This is a genomic window from Herbiconiux sp. UC225_62 (assembly GCF_042694625.1).
GTDB lineage: Bacteria > Actinomycetota > Actinomycetes > Actinomycetales > Microbacteriaceae > Herbiconiux.
Window position 1 is genome coordinate 1,841,579 of the sequence record NZ_CP170551.1, and the last position, 19,528, is coordinate 1,861,106.

A 19,528-nucleotide genomic window follows, 5' to 3' on the forward strand; every position below is an offset into this window, starting at 1 on the left:
GCCCCCGGAGGGGCAGGCGGTGCGCGTCACTGCACGCCGAGGCTGAAGTGCACCGATCCGTTCTCGTCGATCCGGGCGTCGAGCACCTTGTCGCTCAGCGCGTCCGCGGCGTCCGGTTCGAGGTAGACCCGGGCGCCCGAACTCTCGACGACCTTGTCGGCCGGTTGGGGGCGGGGCGCGACCGCCACCTCGAAGTTGTTGCTCTCAGCGGTCGAGATGCGCAGTCCACCTTCGGTCACGGTGTCGACGTCGCCGGAGGCGGCGAGCGTGCGGTCGGCGAGGTTCTTCACCACGGTGCCGGCGTTCTCGGTGAGGGTGAGCATGGGGCTCTCCTTCCGGTTGGGAGTTCCCCACCCTGCCGAGAACCGGAAGCGGTCTCAACCCCGGATCAGGCAGCTCTGCGGCGATTCACACCGAACTCGCCGGTGTGGCTCAAGCGGCTCCGGTGCCCCGCGGGCGGCGGACGGATGACGCGGCCGAGCCCTCCGGATGCGCGCCCTGGGTGCCGATCAGCCGCCAGACCGCGCGGGTCAGACCCGGATGATCGAGGGCGATCTGCCGCAGCACGCGGTAGTCGCGTGCCGATCCGGGTCGCTGGCCGCCGTTCTCGTTGATGTTGTCGGCGCGCAGGAGGTACACCACGAGTTCGTCGACGGAGGGCAGCTCCTCCATGAAGTCCCACGGGTCCTCGCCCGCCAGCAACCGCTCGTGCACGATCGTGTCGAGCTCGTCGGCCGCTTCGGCGCGCAGCACCTCGAGGCTCGCCCGTCCCCGGGGTTGATGCTCGTTCGTGCTCACCTCATCGAGCCTAAGCACGGGCGGGCCCGCCCGCCAATCGAGCGCGGCTCAGAGTTCGGAGGCCGGCACACCGAAGGTGTCGCAGGCGCCGGGGCCGCCGGTGAGGCCGGTCTCGAACCAGTGCTGGCGAGAGGCGCTCGATCCGTGGGTCCAGCTCTCCGGGTCGACCTGGCCGCCGCTTTGCTGCTGGATGCGGTCGTCGCCGATGACGGAGGCCGCGTTCAACGCGTCCGCGATCTGCTCGCTGGTCACCGGTTCGAGGAAGGTCACGCCGTCGGCGTCCTCGATGGTGGAGGCGGCTCCGGTCCACGCTCCGGCGAAGCAGTCGGCCTGGAGCTCCGTGCGCACGGAATCGGAGGCCGGACCGGTGAGCGAATGGTCGGTGCTGCTCAGGGTGCCGGCCAGCTGCTGGATGTGGTGGCCCCACTCGTGCGCCACCACGTACATCTGCGAGAGGGTTCCGCCCGACGCGCCGAAGCGGGTGCGCAGTTCGTCGAAGAACGACGTGTCGACGTAGAGCGTGGTGTCGGGCGGGCAGTAGAAGGGACCGGTCGCACTCGAGGCCTGGCCGCATCCGGTGCCGGTGGCCTGCTCGAAGAGCACGAATTCGGGGGTGCGGTACTCGATGCCGAGCGACGGAGCGGTGTCGCTCCAGTAGGCGTCGAGGGAATTGGCCGCGCCCACCATGAGGCAGTCGGTGCTGGCGTTGGCGTCGGCGCCGGTCTGGCAGTCGAGGGCTTCCTCGGTCTGCGTGCCGGAGCCTGCGCCACCCGCGAGACCGGTGAGATCGACGCCGAGCACCTGCGAGAGGATGAACAGTCCCACCACCACGATCGCGCCGCCCCCGCCGCCGATCGCCACGTTGCGGCCGCGTTTGGAGACCTTTCCCGAGTCGAGCTTCGAATCGTCGTTGAAGGTCATGGCGTGAACGCTACTGCGTCGCCTCCGAGTCGGAAAGGGCTCAGAGCCGCTCGAGCAGGGTGATCACCTCGAGGTGCGCGGTCTGCGGGAACATGTCGAGCACGCGCGCTCGCCGAGCCACGAACGAGGGCATGGCCGCGAGGTCCTTCGCGAGGGTCACGGGGTTGCAGCTGGAGTAGATGACGGTGCGGGTTCCGGATGCGTCGAGCCGGGCGGCGAGGTCGGGCCCGATGCCGCGGCGGGGCGGGTTGACGATCACGAGGTCGGGGGAGCGGTGGGCATCGGGCTCGCTCAGGTCGGCCGTCGCGTCGCCCACCTGGAAGTGCACGTCGGTGAGCCCCGCTTCGAGCGCGCTCAGTCGTGCGCTCGCCACCGCATCGGCACTCGTCTCGATGCCGAGCACCCGTCGTCCCGGCGCCGCCACGTGCAACGCGAACCCGCCGACGCCGCAGTAGAGGTCCCAGACCGAAGCCGGCGCGGCCTGGGCGACCCACTCCCGCGCCTGCGCGTAGAGCTGCTCGGCCACGGCCGTGTTGGTCTGGAAGAAGCTCTGCGGCCGCAGGTGCAGCGCCACCTCGCCGAGTCGAATGGTGAGGGCGGCGCGCTCGGTCAGCACGATCTCGCGATCGCCCTCCACCACGGCCTTGTGCTCGGGCAACAGGTTCACCGACACGACCGCGACCCGCGGCAGGCGCTCCTGAAGCCACGGCAGATGCTGACGGATGCGCTCCACCATCGGCTCGCTGCGCATCACGAAGCGCACCAGGAGTTCTCCCCCGGGCGCCTCGGTGACGAGTACGTACTTCGCCTCGCCGGTGCGGTTCGGCACGTCGTAGGGGGTGAGGCCGGCGCGCGTGACGAACGCGGCGAGCGTGGGGAGGGCATCCTGGATCCCCGGCATCAGGATGCCGCATCCCTCCAGGTCCACGCCCTGCCCGCGGCCGTCGAGGATGCCCAGGGTGGGTCGCTCGACGGTTCCGCCGACGACCATCTTGGCCTTGTTGCGGTAGCCGCTCTCGGCGCTCGCGACGGGCGGCAGCCAGTCGATCGGACCGAACCGGTCCAGCAATTCCCGGCAGCGCGTGTCTTTGACGGCGAGCTGCTCGGCGTAGGGCTGCCCCATCTGCGTGCACGAGCGGCACAGCCCGGCGTCGAAGTAGGAGCACTGCATGGGGAGTATTCTCTCGCGCGCGGCTGACCCCTTGTCCGGCCGGGCGTGGGGGAAGGTCGACGCGGTAGCCTGAGGTCTGCTCGCATCGCGTTTCAGGGGGCTCCGTATGACTCAGGCATCGTCGCTCGACGGTCGTTCGTTCCACTTCGACGATCCGGACGGGACGCCCTTCGTGCCCGGCAGTTTCGTCGTGTTCGCCGAGCCCGACCGCGGCCTTCACCTCGGCCAGGTCGACTCGATCGAGGTCATGCCCGACGGCGGGCACGCCGGTGCCGGCCGACTGCTCGGCCGGTTGAGCGCCGACGGCGCGATGAGCAGCCGGGTCGGCGCTCCGTTCCATGCCGCCGAGGTGACCGAAGCAGGCGACGACGCGATCGACCGCCTCTTCGCCGATGCGGGGGCCACCCTTCCGATCGGCCGGCTGAACGAATCGCCCGGGGTCGCAGCACGGCTCATCCCGGGCCGCTTCAACCGGCACACCTTCTGGTGCGGTCAGAGTGGATCGGGAAAGACCTACGCCCTCGGAGTCGTGCTCGAGCAGCTGCTCGTGGCCACCCGGCTGCCGATGGTGGTGTTCGACCCGAACGCCGACTTCGTGCGCCTGCGCGAACTGCGGGAGAGCGCAGAGGCCGCACCGGAACAGGACGCCCTCGCGAGTCGGCGCATCCGGGTGCTGCGCCCGGAGCACGCGGGCGGCGATCCGCTGCGCGTGCGCTTCACCGATCTGTCGATGCGCTCGCGCGCGGCGGTGCTCGGCATCGACCCGCTCGTCGACCGTGGCGAGTACAACGCGTTGCTGCATCTCGAGAGCCAGTACGGCATCGAGGATCAGGACCAGATCGTGCCGCGTCTTCGCGCCACCGGCGACCCGGCCGATCTGGCTCTCGCCCTGCGCATCGAGAACCTCCGCCTGCTCGACTGGGAACTCTGGTCGGGCGCCACCGAGGCGGTGACGGATGCGCTCGAGGAGCGCCCCGACGCCACCGTGCTCGACATCGGCGGCTTCACCTTCCCCGACGAGCATCTCGTGGTGGCCCTGTCGGTGCTCGACGACCTCTGGGCGAAGCGGGAGCAGCGCAGGCCGATCCTCATCGTGATCGACGAGGCGCACAACCTCTGCGCCCCCGATCAGGACACCCCGCTGGGCCGCGCCGTCCGCGACCGCATCGTGCAGATCGCGGCCGAGGGGCGCAAGTTCGGGCTCTGGCTGCTCCTCTCGACGCAGCGGCCGTCGAAGGTGCATCCGAGCATCCTGTCGCAGTGCGACAACCTCGCGCTGATGAAGATGAGCTCGCCCGTCGACCTCGCCGAGCTCGCCACCGTGTTCGGCTTCGCACCGGCCGCGCTGCTCGAGCGCTCGCCCGCCTTCCGGCAGGGTGAGGCGCTCTTCGCCGGCGGTTTCGTGCCCGCGCCCACCGTGGCCCGGATGCGCACCCGCCTCACGGAGGAGGGCGGCGTCGACGTCCGAGTGCCCTTGCGCTGATTCTCTGTATACAAAGAGCATTGCTGGAACCGGATCCGCGGCGTAGGGTGGCCCTAATGTATACACAGAAGGTGCGCCACTGATGGCGCGGGCGAGTGAGACGGCCTATGCCGCCCTTCGTGAGGAGATCCTGTCCTGGGATCTCGCACCCGGCACCGTGCTCGCCGAGGTCGAACTCTCGAGCCGCCTCGGCATCTCCCGCACGCCCGTCCGCGAGGCCCTCGCCCGACTCGTGGCCGACGGCCTCGCCGAGCCTCAGGGCGGCCGTGGACTCGTGGTGACCCCGGTCGAAGCCGAGAACGTCACCGAGCTGTTCGAATTGCGGCAGGCGCTCGAGGCGCAGGCGGCGTCGCTGGCGGCCGAACGGCGTGCGCCGGCCCCCTTCCGCGCGCTGCAGGACGAGCTGCGCGAGGTGCCCGCCCTCCTGGCCGACCCTGACCCCGGTCGGCACGCCTACTACGACCTCGTCGCCCGCTTCGACGACGCGGTCGACGAAGCGGTGCAGAACCCGTTCCTCGTCTCCGCTCTCTCCGCGGTGCGCACGCACCTGGCTCGGCTGCGCCGGCTGTCGCGCGACAACCCCGCCCGTCTGCTCGAGGCCGCTCGGGAGCACCTGCTCATCGTCGACGCCATCGTCGACGGCGACGCCCGGCTCGCCGCCGACGCCACCCGGGTGCACCTCTACCGGAGCCTCCGATCCACCCTGGGTTCGCTCGACCGTTCACTCGGCGGCAACCCGACCCTGATAGACAGCACAGCAGTGCGAGAAAAGGATGCGACACCGCGATGAATCTGCACGAGGTACGAGTTCACACGAGCGACGAGAACCTCCCGCGCGAGGAACAGCTGGCGTGGAAGATCGCCGAGGTCGCCGCCGATCCCGTGGAGGTCGCGCCCGAGGTCACCGAGATGGTGATCAACCGGATGATCGACAACGCCGCCGTCGCCACCGCGTCCATCACCCGAGCGCCCGCTGTCGCCGCGCGGGCGCAGGCGCTCGACCACCCTTACGCGCCCGGAGCGACCGTGTTCGGCGTCGAGGGGCGGTTCGGCCCGGAATGGGCCGCCTGGGCCAACGGGGTCGCCGTGCGCGAGCTCGACTACCACGACACCTTCCTCGCCGCCGAGTACTCGCACCCGGGCGACAACATCCCGCCGATCCTCGCGGTGGCCCAGCACACCGGCCGCACGGGCGCTGAACTCGTGCGCGGCATCGCCACGGGCTACGAGATCCAGATCGACCTGGTGAAGGCCATCAGCCTGCACAAGCACAAGATCGACCACGTGGCCCACCTCGGCCCGTCGGCGGCCGCCGGCATCGGCACTCTGCTGGGCCTCGACACCACGACGATCTTCCAGGCCATCGGCCAGGCGCTGCACACCACCACCGCCACGCGCCAGTCGCGCAAGGGCGAGATCTCCACCTGGAAGGCGCACGCCCCGGCCTTCGCGGGCAAGATGGCCGTCGAGGCGGTCGACCGGGCGATGCGCGGCCAGACCAGTCCGACCCCCATCTACGAGGGCGAAGACGGCGTGATCGCGTGGCTCCTCGACGGGCCGGATGCCCGCTACAGCGTGCCGCTGCCCGCCGCAGGCGAGGTGAAGCGCGCCATCCTCGACAGCTACACCAAGGAGCACTCAGCCGAGTATCAGGCGCAGGCCTGGATCGACCTGGCCCGCAAGCTGCACAACGAGCATCCGGAACTCATCGACCCCGCCAACGTCGGCAGTGTGACCATCCACACCAGCCACCACACGCACTACGTGATCGGATCGGGCGCGAACGACCCGCAGAAGTACGACCCCACCGCGAGCCGCGAGACCCTCGACCACTCCATCCCGTACATCTTCGCGGTGGCCCTGCAGGACGGCGCGTGGCACCACGTCGACTCCTACGCGCCGGAGCGCGCCGGCCGCCCCGACACGGTCGAGCTGTGGCAGAAGGTGCGCACCCTCGAAGACCCCGAGTGGACGCGTCGGTACCACTCCAACGATCCCGCCGAGAAGGCGTTCGGCGGCCGGGTGGAGATCATCCTGGCCGACGGATCGACGGTGACCGACGAGATCGCCGTGGCGGACGCGCATCCGCTCGGCGCCCGTCCCTTCGCCCGGGCCGACTACATCCGCAAGTTCGAGACCCTCGCCGAGGGCGTGGTGGAGGATGCCGAGATCGCACGCTTCCTCGCCCTCGTGCAGCGACTGCCCGAGCTCGACGCCGCCGAGCTCCCGGGTCTCACCGTCACCGCGCGACCGGGCCTGCTCGAGTCGATCCCGCTCCCGAAGGGACTGTTCTGATGCTGTACTCCACGATCCCCGCCGCCGAGAAGCGCGCCGCCTTCCGTGCGGCGCTGGGTTCCGGCGAACTGCTCCGGATGCCCGGGGCCTTCAATCCGCTGTCGGCTCGCCTGATCGAGGAGAAGGGCTTCGAAGGCGTCTACATCTCGGGCGCCGTGATCGCCGCCGACCTGGGCTTCCCCGACATCGGCCTCACCACGCTCTCCGAGGTGGCCGGCCGTGGCGCGCAGATCGCGCGCATGACGAACCTCCCCACCCTCATCGACGCCGACACAGGGTTCGGCGAGCCGATGAACGTCGCCCGCACCGTGCAGACGCTCGAGGACGCCGGCATCGCGGGCCTGCACATCGAAGACCAGGTGAACCCGAAGCGCTGCGGCCACCTCGACGGCAAGGCCGTGGTCGACGCCGACACCGCGGTGAAGCGCATCCGAGCCGCCGCCGACGCCCGGCGCGACCCCGACCTGCTCATCATGGCCCGCACCGACGTGCGCGGGGTCGACGGACTCGGCGCCGCGATCGACCGCGCCAAGCAGCTGGTGGATGCCGGCGCCGACGCGATCTTCCCCGAGGCGATGGCCGACCTGGGTGAGTTCGAGGCGATGCGCGCCGCCGTGTCCGTGCCGATCCTGGCGAACATGACCGAGTTCGGCAAGAGCGAGCTCTTCTCGACGCAGCAGCTGAAAGACGTGGGCGTGAACCTCGTGATCTACCCCGTCTCGCTGCTGCGCATCGCCATGGGCGCCGCGGAGCGCGGCCTCGATACGCTCGTGGCCGAGGGTTCCTTGAAGAGCGAGGTGGCCGGCATGCAGACACGGGCACGCCTGTACGAATTGCTGGACTACGCCGCCTACAACGCCTTCGACACGTCCATCTTCGATTTCGACGTGCCGACGGCACGCTGACCAATCACCGTCCGACCGCTCGCTGAGGAGTGATGCAATGACCGAACCATCCGACATCCGCAAAGGCCTGGCCGGTGTGGTCGTGGACTACACCGCGATCTCGAAGGTCAACCCCGAGACGAACTCCCTGCTCTACCGGGGCTACCCGGTGCAGGAGCTGGCGGCGAACTGCTCGTTCGAGCAGGTGGCCTACCTGCTCTGGAACGGCGAGCTGCCGACCGACGCCGAACTCGAGGCCTTCGAGCAGGCGGAGCGCTCGCAGCGGGCACTCGACCCGGCGGTGAAGCGCGTGATCGACGAGTTGCCGCTCACGGCGCATCCGATGGACGTGCTGCGCACGGCCGTCAGCGTCGTCGGCGCCTTGGACCCCTCCTGGGACGACGCGTCGCCCGCCGGCAATCTCGCCAAGTCGGTGACGCTGCTCGCGAAGATCCCCGCGATGGTGGCCTACGACCAGCGGCGTCGGCGCGGCCAGGAGCTGGTGGAGCCGGATGCCTCGCTCGGCTTCTCGGCGAACTTCCTGAAGATGACGTTCGGCGAGGTGCCGTCGGAGGTCGTCGTCGACGCCTTCGACGTGTCGATGATCCTCTACGCCGAGCACTCCTTCAACGCCTCGACGTTCACCGCTCGGGTGGTGACCTCGACGCTCGCCGACCTGTACTCGGCGGTCGTCGCAGCCATCGGCGCGCTCAAGGGCCCGCTGCACGGCGGGGCCAACGAGGCCGTGATGCACATCTTCGACGAGATCGGATCGGCCGACAAGGCGGAGGCCTGGCTCGACGACGCCCTGGCCTCCAAGCGCAAGATCATGGGCTTCGGGCACCGCGTCTACAAGAACGGCGACTCCCGGGTGCCCACGATGAAAGCGGCGCTCGACACCCTCATCGACGAGTACGACCGGCCCGACCTGCTGCAGCTCTACACGGCGCTCGACGACGCCATGCAGACACGCAAGAACATCAAGCCGAACCTCGACTACCCGTCGGGTCCGGCTTACCACCTCATGGGCTTCGACACCGAGATGTTCACGCCCCTGTTCGTGGCCGCGCGCATCACGGGGTGGACGGCGCACATCATGGAGCAGCTCGCGTCGAACGCGCTCATCCGCCCGCTCTCGGAGTACAACGGCCCCGACGAGCGCCACCTGGCCTCGTAGTCCGGACCTCGCCGAGCGGCGTCGAAATGCCTCTTCCCGTGATGGGACGGGGCATTTCGTCGTTCGATGGCGTGGTGGTTGCGCCAGACTGGCGGCGTGGAAGTGAATCCGGTCGCGTTGGTGATGGTGCCGCTGCTCGCCGTTCTGGCGCCGCTCGTGGCAGCAGCTGTGGGGCGGGTGGCGAAGGTGCCGCTCGTCGTGTTCGAGATCCTGCTGGGTCTGCTGGTCGGGCCGAGCGTGCTCGGCTGGGTGCCCGCCGACGAGTTCATCGGGGTGCTGGCCAATCTCGGCCTCGCGATGCTGTTCTTCATGGCGGGGAACGAGATCGACTTCCAGGCCATCAAGGGCAGGCCCCTCGGGCGAGCGAGTCTCGGCTGGCTGATCTCGCTGGCCCTCGGACTCGTGGTGGGCCTGGTGCTCGCGCCGTCGGTCGAGGCCGGTGTCTTCATCGGCGTCGCGCTCACCTCCACCGCGCTCGGCACGATCATGCCGATGCTGCGGGATGCCGGTGAGCTGAAGACCTCGTTCGGTCGCGCGGTGACCGCGATCGGCGCGGCCGGGGAGTTCGGACCGCTGATCGCGATCTCGCTCTTCCTCAGCGGGCGCAAGCCACTCGTCGCCGCGCTGGTGCTGGTGGCGTTCATCGTGGTGACGGGTGTCGCCATCTGGCTCGCTTCGCGGGGGCCGCACACCCGCCTGCACGCCATCATCAGCGCCACCCGGCACTCCAGTGCGCAGTTCGCGGTGCGGCTCGTGCTGCTGTTCGTGGCCGGACTGGTGTGTCTCAGCATCGCGCTCGGACTGGACATGCTGCTCGGAGCCTTCGCCGCCGGCGTGCTCTACCGGGTGCTGCTGGCGGGCGCGCCCGAGGTCGACAAGGAGCTCATCGAGTCCAAGCTCGAGGCGGTGGCGTTCGGGTTCCTCGTGCCGATCTTCTTCGTCTACACCGGGGTCACCTTCGATCTCACCTCCCTGCTGAGCTCACCGAACGCGTTGCTGCTGCTGCCGATCTTCCTGCTCCTGTTCCTGGTGGTGCGCGGGCTGCCGGGCGTGCTCGCGGCGCCACGCGGCGCATCCGGGAACGACCGTGCGGCGGTCGCGCTGTTCAGCGCAACGGGGCTCCCCATCATCGTCGCGGTCACCGACATCGGGCTCGACGAGGGTGTGCTGCAGCCGGGCACCGCGTCGGCCCTGGTGGGGGCGGGGATGCTCTCGGTGCTGCTGTTCCCCCTGCTCGCCCTCGGCCGGCGCCGCCAGGCCCTGCACGGCCGGGTACTCCCGCCCGACGAGACCGTGCACGTGCCCGTCGAGGGCTGAGCGGCCCACGCCTTCCATCCCGATCCGTCAGTTGATGCCGTCATGAACGCTCCCAAGCGGCACCAAGTGACGGATCGGCGTGGGTGCCTGTGTCACAGTGGTGGCATGAACGCCTCCGACTCCGTCGCATCCGCTCCGCCCGACGCGCTCGAACCCGTTGATCGGGCCTACCTCGAGCGGGCCGTGGCGCTCGCCCGGAGTGCGCGCGATCGTGGTGACCACCCGTTCGGTGCGCTGCTCGTCACCGCTGACGGCACCGTCATCGAGGCGATGAACACCGTCAACACCGGACACGACCCCATCGGGCACGCCGAGACCAACCTGGTGCGCGACTCCGGGCAGCGGCTCGAGATGGACGAACTCGCCACGAGCACGCTGTACACGAGCACCGAGCCCTGCGCGATGTGCAGCGGCGCCATCTACTGGGCGGGAATTCCGCGCGTGATCTTCGCCCTTTCCGAGTCCGGCCTGCGGGATCTCGTGGCCGCGCAGGAGGGTGTACCCACCCTGGCCCTGCCCAGCCGCGAAGTCTTCGCGCACGGCGGCCGCGATGTCGAGGTCGTCGGCCCGGTCGCGCTCGCCGAGGCCACCGAGGTACATCGCGGTTTCTGGGTCTGACCCCGCGGATCAGATGGCGGGCGGGCGGGGCGTCGCGGCGGCATCCACGCGCGCCAGCACGTCGGCCGGCGGGCCCTCGATGCTCACGATCGCTCCGGGCTCGTCGGGAGCGAGTGACTCGAGGGTGGCGAGCTGCGAGTCGAGCAGCGACGCCGGCATGAAGTGGCCGGGGCGTGCCGTCATCCGCTGCCACAGCAGGTCACGGGGCCCGGCGAGCTCCAGGAACACGACGTCGGGAGCAGCTCTCCGGATGCGGTCGCGATAGGCCCGCCGCAGCGCCGAGCACGCGACCACGATGCCTCCGGGTGCCGCCGCGAGCGTCGCCGCGACGGCGTCGAGCCAGGGCCACCGGTCGTCGTCGGTGAGCGGGGTGCCGGCGGCCATCTTCGCGACGTTGGCGGCGGGATGCAGGTCGTCCCCGTCGACGAAGGGCCAGCCGCGCCGAGCCGCGAGACCCGAACCGATCAGCGACTTGCCGGAGCCCGAGACGCCCATGACGACGATCCGGGAAGGGGCGGGGGGCGCATCCGTGGTCACCCGTCGAGCCTACGGCCCCGAGACCGACGACCGCGCGGGCGGCGCCGCCACCGCCTCGCGCACCTGGCTCCAGCTCGATCCCTCCTGCATGTGCTCCACGCCGATCAAGTGGTCGAACACGATGTTGGTCTGCGTCGACGCCACCGAGTTGTCCATGCTCAGCTCCGTCGCCACGAAGTCGCGCAGCTGCCCGGTGGAGGTGCACGCCACATGGATGAGGAAGTCGTCCGCCCCGCCGAGGAAGAACACGTTCAGCACGTTCGGCAGCGTGATGACCCGCTGGGCGTAGGTCTTGATCTGCGCGCGGGCCTGGGCCTTGAGCCGCACGGCCACGATCGCCTCGATCGGCAGCCCGAGCGAGGCCCAGTCGGGCTGCGCGTGGAAGGAGCGCAGCACGCCGCTCTGCTGCAGCGCGCGCACACGGACGAGGCAGGTGGAGGGCGCGATGCCCACGCGCTCGGCGAGCTCCTTGTTCGGCAGGCGGGCCTCACGACAGAGCTCCCAGACGATGCGCTCGTCGATTTCGTCGATGGCCGGCATCCACGTCTCCCGTCGAACCAATATGCCGAAAAATATGGCACCGCCCGAATTATATTCGGAGTTCGTGACAATCACACAAATCGATTCGATAATTTCAGTGCAGAAAGCGAAGAAGCCGTCCCGCATGAAGGAGAACGACCGTGATCATCGGTGTTCCGAAAGAGACCAAGAACAACGAATTCCGCGTGGCGATGACGCCGTCGGGCGTCTTCGAGCTCGTGAGGCACGGCCATCGCGTGTTGGTGCAGGAAGGCGCGGGCCTCGGGGCCACGATCGCGGACGCGGAGTACGAGGCGGCCGGCGCCTCCGTCGTCGACCTCGACACCGTCTGGTCGGCCGACATGATCGTGAAGGTCAAGGAGCCGATCGCTCCTGAATACTCCCGGATGCGCGAGGGCCAGCTGATCTTCACCTACCTGCACCTCGCCGCAGCCGAACCACTCGTGGGCGCGCTGCTCGAATCCAAGGCCACGGCCATCGCCTACGAGACCGTGCAGCTGGCCGACGGATCGCTGCCGCTGCTCGCCCCCATGAGCGAGGTCGCCGGCCGGTTGAGCGTGATGGTGGGCAGCTACCACCTGATGGGCTCGCAGGGCGGGCGCGGCGTGCTGCTGGGCGGGGTCCCCGGAGTGCGGCCGGCATCGGTCGTCGTGATCGGCGGCGGGATGGCCGGCGAGAACGCGGTGCAGCAAGCCGTCGCGGCCGGTGCCGACGTGACCGTGCTCGACCTGAGCATCCCGCGCCTGCGTCATCTCGACGAGGTGTACGCCGGCCGGGTGAAGACGGTCGTCTCGAACGCCTTCGAGATCGAGCGCAGCGTGCTCGGCGCCGATCTGGTCATCGGCGCCGTGCTGGTGCCCGGTGCGAAGGCCCCGAAACTGGTGTCGCACGAGCTGGTGAGCCGGATGAAGCCGGGCTCGGTGCTCGTCGACATCGCCATCGACCAGGGCGGCTGCTTCGAGGATTCGCGCCCCACCACGCACGACGACCCGACCTACCGGGTCGAGAACTCGATCTTCTACTGCGTGGCCAACATGCCGGGATCGGTCTCCTCGACCTCGACCTACGCGCTCACCAACGCGACCCTGCCCTACGTGGTGCAGCTCGCCGACCGCGGCTGGAAGGACGCCGTGGCGCGGAACGCGGCCCTGGCGCCGGCCGTCTCCACGGTGGACGGGCACCTCACCCACGCGGGCACGGCCGACGCCTTCCCGCACTTCGGCTACACCCCGCTGACCGAGCTGGTGGAGCTGCCCGCCTGACCTCTGACCGGGGCGTGTGACAGAAAGTTACCGGCGAAACACGGTTGAAACCCGGTCGGGCGATACTGGAAGTGCAACGTGAGCCGTTGCGGGCCCACCGGGCCACAAGATCTCGGTGGTGTGTGAGTGGTGTCGTCGTTCCGGCATCCTCATTTCCTGTCAATCGGTCAGAAGTGAGAACTCATGACACTCGTCGTCACAGTCGTTGTCGGAAACCCCAAGCCCAAGTCGCGCACCCGCACGGTGGCGGAGACTCTCGTGGAGAAGCTGCTGCAGCCGGGCAGCTACGAACTCGAGGTGATCGATCTCGCCGACCACACGGCCGAGATCTTCGCGTGGCCCTCGGAGAAGATGGCGGCGCTCAACGCGCGCGTCGCCTCGAGTGACCTCGTCGTGTTCGCGTCGCCCACCTACAAGGCGAGCTACACCGGGCTCCTCAAGGCTTTCCTCGACCGCTACCCGGCCAACGGGCTGGCGGGCGTGACCGCCATTCCGGTGCACACCGGGGGTGACCTGACGCACGCGATGGGTCCGACCGTGAACCTCGCGCCCCTCCTCGTCGAGCTCGGCGCCATCGTGCCCGGACGGGGCTTCTACTTCGTGGCGGGCCAGATGGATCACCTCGACGAGATCGTGGGAGCGGCCGCCGAGGAGTATGCGGCGAACCTGTCTCGACTCGCGGCGGTGGCGGCGGCCACGGTGGCGGCCCCCCAGGAGGTGACGGCATGACGATCGCAGAGCAGACCGGGGCCGGCATCGATCCGCGCGCCTTCCGTGACGCCCTGGGGCACTACGCCTCCGGCATCACGATCATCGGCGGCCTCGAGGAGGGCCAGAACGGCCCCGAGCCCGTCGGCTTCACCTGCCAGTCGTTCTACTCGGTCTCGACCGAGCCGCCGCTGGTGTCGTTCAGTGTGATGACGAACTCCACCACCTATCCGCGCATCCGCGAGACGGGCAAGTTCTCGGTCAACGTGCTCTCGCACCATCAGCACACCGTGTCGAACCAGTTCGCGCGCAAGGGCACCGACAAGTGGGCGGGCATCGAGTGGACGCCGACCGCGAACCGCAACCCGGTGATCGCCGACACCCTCATGTGGCTCGACTGCGACATCTGGGCCGAGCACGAGGCCGGCGACCACTACATCGTGATCGGTCGCGTCACCGAGATGAGCCCGCCGGAGTGGCACAAGCACGAGCCCCTGCTCTACTTCAAGGGCCAGTACCGCCACCTGCGCGACGGCGGTATCGGGCGCTGACTCAGGCGAGCAGGCCCCGGATGTCGTCGGCCGTGAGCGCCCGCGAGAACAGCGCGTCGTCGTCGAGCACAGCATCGAAGAGCTTCGCCTTCTGCTCCTTCAACGCCATCACCTTCTCCTCGATCGTGCCGGAGGCCACCAGCCGGTAGACGTTCACCGGATGCGTCTGCCCGATACGGTGTGTGCGGTCGATCGCCTGGGTCTCGCTGGCCGGGTTCCACCACGGGTCGAGCAGGTAGACGTAGTCCGCTTCGGTGAGGGTCAGCCCGAAGCCACCGGCCTTCAGGCTGATGAGGAACACCGGCGCGTCGCCCGACTTGAAACGGTCGATCACCTCGGCGCGCTTGCGCGTGGAACCGTCGAGGTACTCGTAGGCGATGCCCTCCGCGTCGAGCCGGGCCGCCACCTTCGCCAGGTACGACGTGAACTGGCTGAAGACGAGCGAGCGATGGCCCTCGGCCACCACCTCGCCGAGGTTCTCCACCAGCACCTCGAGCTTCGACGACGGCACGGAGGCGTGCGCCTCGTCGATCAGCGTGGCGTCGAGACTCAACATGCGCAGCAGGGTCAGGGAGCGGAACACGATGAAGCGGTTGCGATCGAGGTCCTCGATCAGGCCGAAGAGCTTCTGCCGCTCGCGCTGGAGCACCGTGTCGTAGAGGTGCCGGTGAGCGGGTGCCAGCTCGACGTGCAGCACCTGCTCCTGCTTCTCGGGCAGCTCGGGTGCCACCGCCTCCTTCGTGCGCCGCAGCAGGAACGGCCGGATGCGCCGCCTCAGCCGGGTGAGCAGGCGCGGGTCGATGCCGCGCTCGATCGGCCGCTGGTAGTGCTCGGCGAAGCGCACGTGGCTCGGGAAGAGGCCCGGAGCCACGAGATCGAACAGCGACCAGAGCTCCATCAGGTTGTTCTCGAGCGGGGTGCCGGTGATGGCGAGCGTGAAGTCGACGTCGAGCTCCCGGGCGCGGGCGTGCAGCTTCGAGGCGTGGTTCTTCACGAACTGCGCCTCGTCGAGCACCAGACCCGACCAGTCGAGCGCCTGGTAGGCCTCGAAGTCGAGGCGGAAGAGGGTGTAACTGGTCACGACGACATCCGCTCCGCGGGCGACCTCCCTCAGCGACGCGGGGCTCTTCGCCTGGGTCGCGGTGACGGGGCGCACCGTCAGGCCGGGGGTGAAGCGGGCCGATTCGTCGGCCCAGTTGGCCACGACCGAGGTGGGGGCCACCACCAGGAACGGGCGGGACGCGGCATCCGGTCCGTCCGTCGCCGGGGACGGGGCCGCGGCCGCCGTCGCGTTCGCCGTCTCGCGGGCGTGGGCGATCAGCGCGAGGGTCTGCAGCGTCTTGCCGAGGCCCATGTCGTCGGCCAGCACCCCGCCGAGACGGTGGCGCCAGAGGAAGGCGAGCCAATCGAATCCGGCCTTCTGGTAGGGGCGGAGGACGCCGTTCACTCCGATAGGGAGGGGCGTCGGCTCGACCGACTCGACGTCGCGCAGGCCGGCGACCGTCGCCCGCCAGCTCTCGGCCTCGATCGATTCGTCGGCCAGGTCGTCGAAGTCGCTCCAGAGGCTCACCTGGTGCTTGCTGAGGCGGACGCCGGTCTCCCACTCGTCGAGGGTGCCGGCCTCCTCGAGCAACTCTTGGAGTCGGTCGAAGGCGGGGTGGTCGAGGCGCAGATAGGTCTTGTCGACCATCAGCAGCTTCGTCTGGCCCTTCGCCAGGGCCTTGAACAGCGGGCCGAACGGGATGCGGTAGCCGTTCATGTTCACCACGATGCCGAGGTCGAACCAGTCGCGTTTGAGCGACTCGACCATGGTGATCGTGACATCGGGATGCCCGTCGAGCTCGCGGTAGGCCGGCCGCGGCCCGATCACGTCGACCCGCACGTCGGCGAGGCCGTCGAGCATCGGCAACGCGCGCTCGGCGAAGGCGGCGGCCTCGACGCCGCGCAGGGTGAGGGAGGGGGAGAGCGGGTCGATGCGGGGCGGGAAGCGCACGAGAACGGCATCCAGCTCGATCGCCGTCGCCGCGAAGATGCGCTTCTCGGCCGCGGGGTCGCGCTGGCCCACCCAGTCCCAATCGAGTTGCAGTGTGTCGCCCGAGCGGAACCGGGCGGTGAGCACCAGCACGGGCGGTGGCACCTCCGGCAGCTCGAGCGAGCCGTCGGGGCTCGTGATGGTGACACCCTGCTGCAGGCTCGGGTAGTACTCGTCGAAGAACTGCGCCGTCTCGGTCGGTGGGATGCGCAGAGTGGGCTGACCGAGGAGCCGCAGCTCGCCGGGCGTGAGTGTCTCGGCGACCGGCGCCAGCACGATCTCGGGGCGGTCGCCGAGGCGGGCGTAGCCGTAGATCCCGTGGTCGCCGATCGGTCCGGTGTCGGTGGCGGGCCAGTCGGTGGTGCTGGTGGCGGCGTCGTCGTCGCTCGGGCTGCCGTCGGCGAAGGTGACCGTCGGTGTGAGCTGCAGTGCGCCGCCCGGCCGCAGTCGGGCATCCAGCCCCACGGATGCGCGACGCAGCACCCGCACGGAGCCGCCCTTCGCCGAGGTGAGGAGTTCGATGCCCCGACGCTCGCCCTCCGCCAGCAGCTGCCAGAGCAGCGGGCTGGCGAAGTCGTCGAGGTTCAGCCAATCGGTCTCGGGCGGAGTGAGCCCCTCGCGGGTGGCGCGGTGCAGTGCCGCGAACTGGGCGAACCAGCGGTGGTGGTCGGGGTCGAGGTTGAGGCGGTTCAGCTGGTGGGCGAAGGAGCCCCAGGTGACGTTGGCCTTGACGTATGATCCGGAGGCCGCCCGGATCACCGGGCGCACCCCGAGCCGGCGGGGCGGGCGGGTCGTGGGGTCGGCCTCGGCGTCGGTCGCCGTCTTCGCGGTGGGGCCGCGCCAGCGGTCATGGGTGCGAGGGGAGAGCTCACGCACCTCGAACTGGAGGCCCATGGGCGTGGTCGGGCCGTCCTCCCGGGTTCCGGAGGGAGTCAGCGACCCGACGACGGACTGCCAGCTGCTGCCGCGGGAGGCGGGCGAGGCGTCGGGCATGCGTCCATCGTCTCACCCGCCTCCGTCATCACGGCTCGGCCGGCTCAGCTGTGCGCCTCCGGCGCCCGCTGTGACACGCAGAGGAAGTTGCCCTCACTGTCGCGGAACCAGGCGGCCATCGATCCGTCGGGCATGGTCGCGATGCCGTCGACGGTCTTCATCTCGGGGACGTCGTACTCCTCGAAGACGACGCCGTGCTCGCGCATCCGTTGCACCTCCGATCTCAGGTCGTCCGTCATCCAGCCCATCTGCGTGTTCTGCGCTGTCCCGGCGTTCTCGGTCTCGTACAGCTCGAACACGGAACCCTGAAGCGGTCGGTAGATGAGCACGCCGTCGAGCTCTTCATTCGGGTCGAGTTCGAGCTTGTCGTGGTAGTAGCCGCGCGCTCGCTGCAGGTCGCTCGCGGGCAGCACGGTATGGAGTTCTTTCAGCATCGCAATCGTCTCCTCGTCGTTGAGTGGGTGACTCGGTGACTCGGTGAGGAACGCCGAGAGGCAAATCGCGGCAGGGCTTTCGGGGTCGTCGTGAATCGCGGGTCGGTGTCCCCGCTTCGTCGTGATCCCAGGGTACGCGCCCGCCGAGTGCCCAGCCAAGGGCCGACTTTGACGCCCATTCGCGGCATGCTAGGCTCTGATGTTCGTGCGGAGAAGTCGTTCGCACATTGCGCCCTTAGCTCAGCTGGATAGAGCGTCTGACTACGGATCAGAAGGCCAGGGGTTCGAATCCCTTAGGGCGCACAGAATGAAGACCCCGAGTCGGTGACTCGGGGTCTTCGTCGTTTCGGCGTGGGTCGTTCACCGCGGGGTGGAGGCGAAGCCGAGCCAGGTGTGCCGGTTACGGGCCCAGCACCAGCCGAGCTTCGGGGCGCCGCGGCGGGCGCGACCGTCGCGGCCGGTGCCGCCGCTGATCCAGATGGCGGGAGTGCGGGCATCCAGGGCGCCGTCTCGGATGAGGCGCGAGCCGATGGTCATGAAGCACCGCCCCGGCTGCAACTGCTCGGGCTGCTGCAGCAACCAGCTGAGGCCCTCGTGCACGGTGAGCGGCCGGCGACCGCGCGCCGTGATCTCGGGCAGGGCTTCCGCCGGACTCCAGTTCGACATGTCGTCGCCGCGGTCGATGGCGTGGATGAGGTAGAGCGGACGATCGGGCAGGTCGATGCCGTCGATGGCGGTGAACTCGTCGACGTCGCTCATGTCGCCGACCACGAATCCCGGCTTCCCGTTGCGGGAGAGCAGGGGTGCGAGCGCGCTCGCCGCCGCGAGGCGTGGATGAACGACCAGGATGGAGTCGGGTCCCGCGCGGAGGCCCGAGGCGAGGCTGCGGAGTTCTTCGGCGCTGATGCCGGCCGCGGCGGGGAGGCCGGCCTCGATCAGGCGGTCGACCTGCTCGCGCACGGTGGGCGTCGGGGTCATCGAAACGGGCGTGATGGTCATTGTCGGCAGCACCTCTTCGTCGCGGGGGGTGCTGGGGCCAACCGCCCGCGCGCGCCCGATGTTCCCCGCGTGATGAGTAACTACGGAAATGAGAGGCAGCGACGGGCCATGCCGGGTCGGTCCCTCTCATGTCTGTAGTTACTCGGAATCAGTCGCCGTCGATGAGGTTCAGCAGGCGCTTCGCCGCCTTCGCGATGTCGTCGTGGTCGTTCTGCGCGGCGCGGCTTTCCGCCGAGATGACGCCTCCACGGCGGACCTTCGCGAAGTCGCCGTAGGGAAAGCTGTAGCGACCCTTCGTCTCCTCCGACTTCTCGGAGTCCACGCCGAGGAACCACTTCGCGTACTCGCCGTAGCCGTGCTTCTCGAGGAAGGCGTTCTCGTCGTCCGCGCTGGGCGCGGCCTCGCTCCAGTCGTCGCGTTCGTCGCGCACCACGTCACCCGACTCGATGAGCGAGCGCGCGTGCGAGACGGCGGCGCGGTTCAGTTTCACGGTCATGTCTCGTCCTCCGTTCAGCAGTGGGACTCAGTCCGCTTTCGGGTCGCTGACCCCGGTCGGATCCTCGACGGCTGCGGGGTCGTCGGTGACGTCTCCGTCGGCATCCGGATGCGGGTTGTCGGCGTGCTCGTCGGCCGATGAGGCCGTCTCGCCCGGTCCGTAGTCGTCGTCCACCCGGTGCTCGTAGGCGTATTCGTCGAGGTTGGGGTCTTTGTCTCGATCGCTGGGTGCGGTCATGGTTCGCTCCGATCTGGTCTCGGTGCTTTCCATCGTGCGCCGCTTTCGCGCATCCGCAACCCGTTCAGCGGACGG

21 protein-coding genes and 1 tRNA gene are annotated in these 19,528 nt (G+C 69.3%); 11 read left to right on the forward strand and 11 right to left on the reverse strand.

All coding sequences use genetic code 11. From position 1 onward, the window contains the following. Window positions 1-26 precede the first annotated feature (26 nt). From ACFJGU_RS08815 to rlmC, 4 genes are all read right to left on the reverse strand, one after another. Entirely contained in the window at window positions 27-323 is a 297-nt protein-coding gene (locus ACFJGU_RS08815; RefSeq protein WP_382309537.1) for a Fe-S cluster assembly protein HesB, read from the reverse strand. A gap of 109 nt (window positions 324-432) precedes the next feature. Then, window positions 433-798, reverse strand: coding sequence for a tryptophan synthase subunit alpha (locus ACFJGU_RS08820; protein WP_382309538.1), 366 nt, complete (start codon window positions 796-798; stop codon window positions 433-435). A 48-nt stretch (window positions 799-846) separates the two neighbouring features. Next, on the reverse strand, window positions 847-1,719 hold the full coding sequence (locus ACFJGU_RS08825) for a neutral zinc metallopeptidase (protein WP_382309540.1): 873 nt from the start codon (window positions 1,717-1,719) through the stop codon (window positions 847-849). Between the two features lie 40 nt (window positions 1,720-1,759). Continuing rightward, the gene (gene rlmC / locus ACFJGU_RS08830) at window positions 1,760-2,890 is read right to left on the reverse strand and encodes a 23S rRNA (uracil(747)-C(5))-methyltransferase RlmC (protein WP_382309542.1); all 1,131 of its coding nucleotides are present in this window, start codon (window positions 2,888-2,890) and stop codon (window positions 1,760-1,762) included. A 106-nt stretch (window positions 2,891-2,996) separates the two neighbouring features. Here rlmC and ACFJGU_RS08835 point away from each other — a divergent pair, with 106 nt between their 5' ends. The 7 genes from ACFJGU_RS08835 to ACFJGU_RS08865 all read left to right on the forward strand — a co-directional run bounded on the left by ACFJGU_RS08835 (window position 2,997) and on the right by ACFJGU_RS08865 (window position 10,664). Next, window positions 2,997-4,373, forward strand: a complete 1,377-nt coding sequence (locus ACFJGU_RS08835; protein WP_382309543.1) for an ATP-binding protein — start codon at window positions 2,997-2,999, stop codon at window positions 4,371-4,373. Between the two features lie 82 nt (window positions 4,374-4,455). After that, window positions 4,456-5,163 (forward strand): GntR family transcriptional regulator, encoded by a 708-nt coding sequence (locus tag ACFJGU_RS08840; RefSeq protein WP_382309545.1) that lies wholly within the window; start codon window positions 4,456-4,458, stop codon window positions 5,161-5,163. Continuing rightward, window positions 5,160-6,668 (forward strand): MmgE/PrpD family protein, encoded by a 1,509-nt coding sequence (locus ACFJGU_RS08845; RefSeq protein WP_382309546.1) that lies wholly within the window; start codon window positions 5,160-5,162, stop codon window positions 6,666-6,668. The genes ACFJGU_RS08840 and ACFJGU_RS08845 overlap by 4 nt, the downstream gene beginning before the upstream one ends. Then, complete coding sequence (gene prpB / locus ACFJGU_RS08850) at window positions 6,668-7,573, forward strand: methylisocitrate lyase (RefSeq protein WP_382309548.1); 906 nt, start codon at window positions 6,668-6,670, stop codon at window positions 7,571-7,573. Before ACFJGU_RS08845 ends, prpB begins: the two co-directional genes overlap by 1 nt. 37 nt (window positions 7,574-7,610) lie before the next feature. Then, window positions 7,611-8,729: a bifunctional 2-methylcitrate synthase/citrate synthase gene (locus ACFJGU_RS08855; RefSeq protein WP_382309550.1), complete on the forward strand. Its 1,119-nt coding sequence runs from the start codon at window positions 7,611-7,613 to the stop codon at window positions 8,727-8,729. Between the two features lie 96 nt (window positions 8,730-8,825). Then, on the forward strand, window positions 8,826-10,046 hold the full coding sequence (locus tag ACFJGU_RS08860) for a cation:proton antiporter (protein ID WP_382309551.1): 1,221 nt from the start codon (window positions 8,826-8,828) through the stop codon (window positions 10,044-10,046). A 105-nt stretch (window positions 10,047-10,151) separates the two neighbouring features. Continuing rightward, window positions 10,152-10,664, forward strand: coding sequence for a nucleoside deaminase (locus ACFJGU_RS08865; protein WP_382309552.1), 513 nt, complete (start codon window positions 10,152-10,154; stop codon window positions 10,662-10,664). 9 nt (window positions 10,665-10,673) lie between these two features. On the opposite strand, the gene ACFJGU_RS08870 is transcribed toward ACFJGU_RS08865, so the two are convergent. Next, a complete protein-coding gene (locus ACFJGU_RS08870) occupies window positions 10,674-11,201 on the reverse strand; it encodes a gluconokinase (RefSeq protein ID WP_382309553.1) in 528 nt (175 codons plus the stop codon). A 9-nt stretch (window positions 11,202-11,210) separates the two neighbouring features. Then, window positions 11,211-11,741 carry an Lrp/AsnC family transcriptional regulator gene (locus ACFJGU_RS08875; RefSeq protein ID WP_382309555.1) on the reverse strand — a complete coding sequence of 177 codons (531 nt, stop codon included), beginning with the start codon at window positions 11,739-11,741 and terminating at the stop codon, window positions 11,211-11,213. A gap of 140 nt (window positions 11,742-11,881) precedes the next feature. Here ACFJGU_RS08875 and ald point away from each other — a divergent pair, with 140 nt between their 5' ends. The 3 genes from ald (at window position 11,882) to ACFJGU_RS08890 (ending at window position 14,262) form a co-directional block, all read left to right on the forward strand. Beyond that, window positions 11,882-13,003: an alanine dehydrogenase gene (ald, locus tag ACFJGU_RS08880; RefSeq protein WP_382309557.1), complete on the forward strand. Its 1,122-nt coding sequence runs from the start codon at window positions 11,882-11,884 to the stop codon at window positions 13,001-13,003. A gap of 183 nt (window positions 13,004-13,186) precedes the next feature. Continuing rightward, complete coding sequence (locus tag ACFJGU_RS08885; RefSeq protein WP_382309558.1) at window positions 13,187-13,732, forward strand: NADPH-dependent FMN reductase; 546 nt, start codon at window positions 13,187-13,189, stop codon at window positions 13,730-13,732. Beyond that, complete coding sequence (locus tag ACFJGU_RS08890; protein WP_382309560.1) at window positions 13,729-14,262, forward strand: flavin reductase family protein; 534 nt, start codon at window positions 13,729-13,731, stop codon at window positions 14,260-14,262. Before ACFJGU_RS08885 ends, ACFJGU_RS08890 begins: the two co-directional genes overlap by 4 nt. A 1-nt stretch (window position 14,263) precedes the next feature. On the opposite strand, the gene ACFJGU_RS08895 is transcribed toward ACFJGU_RS08890, so the two are convergent. Together ACFJGU_RS08895 and ACFJGU_RS08900 are read right to left on the reverse strand one after the other, a co-directional pair. Continuing rightward, complete coding sequence (locus ACFJGU_RS08895; protein ID WP_382309562.1) at window positions 14,264-17,287, reverse strand: DEAD/DEAH box helicase; 3,024 nt, start codon at window positions 17,285-17,287, stop codon at window positions 14,264-14,266. A 44-nt stretch (window positions 17,288-17,331) separates the two neighbouring features. Next, on the reverse strand, window positions 17,332-17,721 hold the full coding sequence (locus ACFJGU_RS08900; RefSeq protein WP_382309563.1) for a VOC family protein: 390 nt from the start codon (window positions 17,719-17,721) through the stop codon (window positions 17,332-17,334). Window positions 17,722-17,950: 229 nt separating this feature from the next. Between ACFJGU_RS08900 and ACFJGU_RS08905 the strand changes: the two genes are divergently transcribed. After that, window positions 17,951-18,024 (forward strand) — tRNA-Arg (locus ACFJGU_RS08905). 57 nt (window positions 18,025-18,081) lie between these two features. On the opposite strand, the gene ACFJGU_RS08910 is transcribed toward ACFJGU_RS08905, so the two are convergent. The 3 genes from ACFJGU_RS08910 to ACFJGU_RS08920 all read right to left on the reverse strand — a co-directional run bounded on the left by ACFJGU_RS08910 (window position 18,082) and on the right by ACFJGU_RS08920 (window position 19,453). Further along, the gene (locus tag ACFJGU_RS08910) at window positions 18,082-18,720 is read right to left on the reverse strand and encodes a DUF5701 family protein (protein ID WP_382309565.1); all 639 of its coding nucleotides are present in this window, start codon (window positions 18,718-18,720) and stop codon (window positions 18,082-18,084) included. Window positions 18,721-18,868: 148 nt separating this feature from the next. Then, window positions 18,869-19,216: a hypothetical protein gene (locus tag ACFJGU_RS08915; RefSeq protein WP_382309567.1), complete on the reverse strand. Its 348-nt coding sequence runs from the start codon at window positions 19,214-19,216 to the stop codon at window positions 18,869-18,871. A 27-nt stretch (window positions 19,217-19,243) separates the two neighbouring features. Then, window positions 19,244-19,453, reverse strand: coding sequence for a hypothetical protein (locus ACFJGU_RS08920; RefSeq protein WP_382309569.1), 210 nt, complete (start codon window positions 19,451-19,453; stop codon window positions 19,244-19,246). Window positions 19,454-19,528 lie beyond the last annotated feature (75 nt).